Source organism: Paenarthrobacter sp. CM16 (assembly GCF_013179505.1).
Taxonomy (GTDB): Bacteria; Actinomycetota; Actinomycetes; order Actinomycetales; family Micrococcaceae; genus Arthrobacter.
In genome coordinates, this window is sequence record NZ_JABMCX010000349.1 from 1 (window position 1) to 4236 (window position 4236).

Below are 4236 nucleotides of genomic sequence, written 5' to 3' on the forward strand. Positions count from 1 at the left end.
CGCGCTACAACAATGTGGTGGCCAGCTACCTCCACGGATCGTTGCTGCCAAAGAATCCGGCGATTGCCGACTTCCTCATCCGGACAGCAGCTGAGCGCAAGTACGGCACCTTCGTTCCGGGAACGCCCGACGACGACTACGCCCGCCTCGCGCGCGAACACGCCGCGCGCCGGCCGCGATAGGCGCTATTTCTCCTTGGTGATCAACAGTTCGTGGGCGCCTGCAGCCGCTGCGCCCATGGACTCGACCACCGTTTTGGTTCGTTGATGGGTAGCTGCGTCGGCTCCCGGTGATGCGCAGACTCCCTGTGGAGCATCGCTGGCCACCGAGCACCATCGGTAGGGATCCCGGACAATCACCGACGGCGCCCAAGCAAGGTCCGAGGCTGTCCATGCTCCGGCCGCGTTCTGGCTGAACTGGGCCCTCACCAGCAATCCTTCATTGTTGAGCACGTACCACGGCGACAACTCCGTGACACCGTTGCCCAATCCGTAAACAATCCACGTGCCCTTGTAATTCTCGATCGGCAGCACGGAATGCGTGTGGTGTCCATAGATCATGGTGAACTGGCCGCTGTCCACCAGGGCGTGCGCAACGTCTTGCTGCTGGACGTTGGCTTCGCTGGCATACTCGTCCCCTGCGTGCATCACTCCCAGGACGATATCCGCTCCGAGGGCCCTGGCCTGCGTTGCCTTGGCGATCATGACGGCAGGATCAAGCTCGTCCACCAGCCAGGGGTACTCAGGGATTTGACCGTTGTGGCCGTATGTCCCGATGATGACAGCGACCTTGGCCGCATCCGATTCCAGCATGAGGATTTCCTTGGAAGCGGCCTCGGTCCGGTAGGAGCCGGTGTGCTTAAGCCCGGCCGCGTCCAGGGCATCCAGTGTCCGTAGAAGGCCCTCAGTCCCCCGGTCGATGGTGTGGTTGCTGGCCGTGGTGCACGCCTGATAACCGACGTCCTTGGAAGCAGTAATGATCTGCGGCGGAACGTTGAAGGACGGATAGGCCGAGAAAGGTCCCTCGGGCGCCGCCACGGGTGTTTCCTGGTGGCAGATGGCGAGATCGCTGTTTCGGATATAGCGCCGCTGGCCTTCGAGGAGGGGGACGAACGTGTACCCCGGAAGGCCGGCTGCCGCGGCGTCGGCCCTTGCCTGTTGCCATAGCTGGGTGTGGACCAGCATGTCACCGGTTACGGTGATGGAGGTGCACCGAAGCTCGGGGCAGGCCGGCCCCTTGCCGGGCGTAGGGTTCGGCGCGGGGGTACGCGTCGGTGTTGGCGACTCGGAAGCCGGAGCCGAGGCCGCAGCGCTGCGGTTCTGGTCATCGGATTCGGCAATGACCCCACAGGCCCCCAACGAAAACGCAGCCGCCGCTGTCACCATGGCAAACAGTGGCCGTGAAAGACGGACGCGTCGGGCAGCGGATGTGATATTCCCCATGGCTTTCATCCTACGGCTGAAGACCCGTTCCACCCGGGCGTGCCGCCCTTGAGGACCGGATTCTTACGTGAAAGAGTCACTTCATGACCAATCCCCTGCTGAGCCCCAGCCCCCTGCCGTATGGCCTTCCGCCCTTCGCCGGCATGAACCCCGGGCACTACGCCGAAGCTATTGATGCCGGACTGACCGTGCACTTGCGGGAAATCGATGCCATCACCAACACCTCCGATCCGGCGACCTTCCAGAACACGGCCCTGGCCATGGAACAATCCGGCCGCCTTCTGCAAAGGGCGGGTGCAGCATTCTTCACTCTGGTTTCGGCGGATGCATCAGAGGAAATCAAGGCGCTCGAAACGGAATTGTCGCCCAAGTTTTCAGCGCACCAGGACGCGGTGTACATGAATCGCGCCCTGTATGACCGCTTCGCCGCGATCGACGTCTCGGATCTTGACCCGGAATCCTCGCGTCTGGTGGAGGAATACCTGAAGGAATTCCGCCAGTCCGGTATCCAACTCGATGCCGCCGGCCAACAACGCTTGCGGGATGTCAATGCAGAACTCTCGCGCTTGGGCACCGAATTCGGCCAGCGTGTCAAGGAAAGCATGAAGTCGGCAGCTCTCCTCCTCGACGACGCCGCAGACCTGGCCGGTTTACCTGCTGAGGATGTTGCGGGGGCCGCCGAAGCAGCCAAAGCAGCCGGACACGACGGCAAGTACTTGCTGACCCTGATCCAACCCAGCAACCAGCCGGCCATAGCGTCGCTGGAAAACCGAGGCATCCGGCGTCGTTTGTATGAGGCGTCCCTCGCACGTGGCACCAGCGGCGGGACCTTGGATGTGCGGGACCTCGTAAGAGCTACTCTCCGGTTGCGGGCGGAGAAGGCCCGGCTCCTGGGCTTTGCCAACTATGCAGAACTGGTGGTGGACCAACAGACCGCACCGGACTTCGGGGAGGTCAAGGCCATGCTTGGACGACTGGCGCCCGCCGCAGTGCGGAACGCCCAATCCGAGGCTGAGGCCTTGGCGGCATCCGCCGGACATAACCTGGAGCCGTGGGATTGGGCTTTCTACTCTGCACGGGTCCGCAAGGAGAAGTACGAGGTTGACGAGCAAGCGCTGCGTCCCTATTTCAGCTTGGACACGGTGCTCGCAGACGGCGTTTTCCATGCTGCAACCCAGTTGTACGGCGTCACCTTCCACGAGCGGTCCGACCTTGCTGGATACCACCCTGACGTGCGCGTCTGGGAGGTGCGCGACGAGGATGGCCAAGGAATCGGGTTGTTCCTGGGGGATTACTACACCCGTGCTTCAAAGCGTGGTGGGGCCTGGATGAATTCCTTGGTGGAACAGTCCGGCCTGCTGGAAACACGCCCCGTGGTGATCAACAACCTCAACATCACCAAGCCGGCTCCCGGCGAACCCACATTGCTTTCCCTGGACGAGGTCCGCACTGTTTTTCACGAGTTCGGACATGCACTGCACGGCCTGTTCTCGAACGTCACGTACCCACGCTTCTCTGGAACCTCTGTTCCGCGTGACTTTGTGGAATACCCTTCGCAGGTCAACGAGATGTGGATCATGTGGCCGGAAATCCTGGCCAACTATGCCCGCCACTACTCCACGGGCGAACCCCTGCCCCAAGCCACCGTGGACAAGCTCAATGATTCACTGCTGTGGGGCGAAGGCTTCGCCACCACCGAGTATCTTGGGGCTGCGCTCCTGGACCTTGCATGGCACGTTCTTTCGGAATCCGATGTGCCCGATCACGTTATCGACTTCGAGGCCACAGCCCTTGCCGACGCCGGTATTGCGCACCCGCTCATTCCGCCGCGATACCGGACGGGCTACTTCCAGCACATCTTTGCCGGCGCTGGATACGCGGCAGGCTATTACTCCTACATCTGGAGCGAGGTACTTGATGCCGATACCGTGGAGTGGTTCAAGGAGAACGGCGGACTGACCCGTTCCAACGGAGAGCGATTCCGCGCCGAGCTGCTCTCACGCGGCAACAGCCGCGATCCCTTGGAATCCTTCCAAGCCTTCCGAGGCAGGGACGCCAAGCTGGAACCCCTTCTTAAGCGCCGGGGACTGAACTAACCCATACATCCAAAAAACGGAACGGTGGGCGCTGATCCGGCAGTGTGCGTAAAAGGGCCCGCGCCCCGGCCACCTACAAACTTGCGGTAGCGAGAGCGGGGATAGCACACAGAGGATCAGCGCCCACCGGGCGCAAGTGAGACCTACCAGCCGCGCTCTGCGAGGCGGTGGGGCTGGGGAATCTCGTCGACGTTGATGCCCACCATGGCTTCGCCGAGGCCGCGGGAGACCTTGGCGATGACATCGGGGTCATCATGGAACGTGGTGGCCTTCACGACGGCGGCGGCGCGCTCTGCCGGGTTGCCGGACTTGAAGATGCCCGAACCGACGAACACGCCATCGGCGCCGAGCTGCATCATCATCGCAGCATCAGCCGGGGTGGCGATGCCGCCGGCGGTGAACAGGACCACGGGGAGCTTGCCGGTAGCCGCAACTTCCTTGACCAGCTCGTACGGGGCCTGCAACTCCTTGGCCGCAACGTACAGCTCGTCCTCCGGGAGGGCTGCAAGCTTGGCGATCTCGGAGCGGATCTTGCGCATGTGGCCGGTGGCGTTGGAAACATCGCCCGTGCCGGCTTCGCCCTTCGAACGGATCATCGCCGCACCCTCGTTGATGCGGCGCAGGGCCTCACCCAGGTTGGTGGCACCACAGACGAAGGGAACGGTGAAGTTCCACTTGTCGATGTGGTTGATGTAGTC

The 4236-nt window shown here is 62.5% G+C and carries 2 protein-coding genes and 2 pseudogenes; 2 read left to right on the top strand and 2 right to left on the bottom strand.

Going from position 1 to position 4236, the window contains the following annotated elements:
* Window positions 1–182, top strand: a pseudogene (locus HP499_RS21365) (glutamine amidotransferase); the annotation flags it as partial.
* Between the two features lie 3 nt (window positions 183–185).
* Here the strand turns inward: HP499_RS21365 and HP499_RS21370 are convergent.
* Window positions 186–1451, bottom strand: a complete 1266-nt coding sequence (locus tag HP499_RS21370) for a CapA family protein (protein WP_172326121.1) — start codon at window positions 1449–1451, stop codon at window positions 186–188.
* Window positions 1452–1525: 74 nt separating this feature from the next.
* On the opposite strand from HP499_RS21370, the gene HP499_RS21375 reads away from it, so the two are divergent.
* A complete protein-coding gene (locus tag HP499_RS21375) occupies window positions 1526–3538 on the top strand; it encodes a M3 family metallopeptidase (protein ID WP_172326122.1) in 2013 nt (670 codons plus the stop codon).
* A gap of 143 nt (window positions 3539–3681) precedes the next feature.
* Here the strand turns inward: HP499_RS21375 and HP499_RS21380 are convergent.
* A pseudogene (locus tag HP499_RS21380) lies at window positions 3682–4236 on the bottom strand (pyridoxal 5'-phosphate synthase lyase subunit PdxS); the annotation flags it as partial.

What these genes read in the sequence shown, in the direction of transcription:
- HP499_RS21370 (WP_172326121.1), bottom strand. Translation starts at nt 1,451, where the DNA reads ATGAAAGCCATGGGGAATATCACATCCGCTGCCCGACGCGTCCGTCTT.
- HP499_RS21375 (WP_172326122.1), top strand. Translation starts at nt 1,526, where the DNA reads ATGACCAATCCCCTGCTGAGCCCCAGCCCCCTGCCGTATGGCCTTCCG.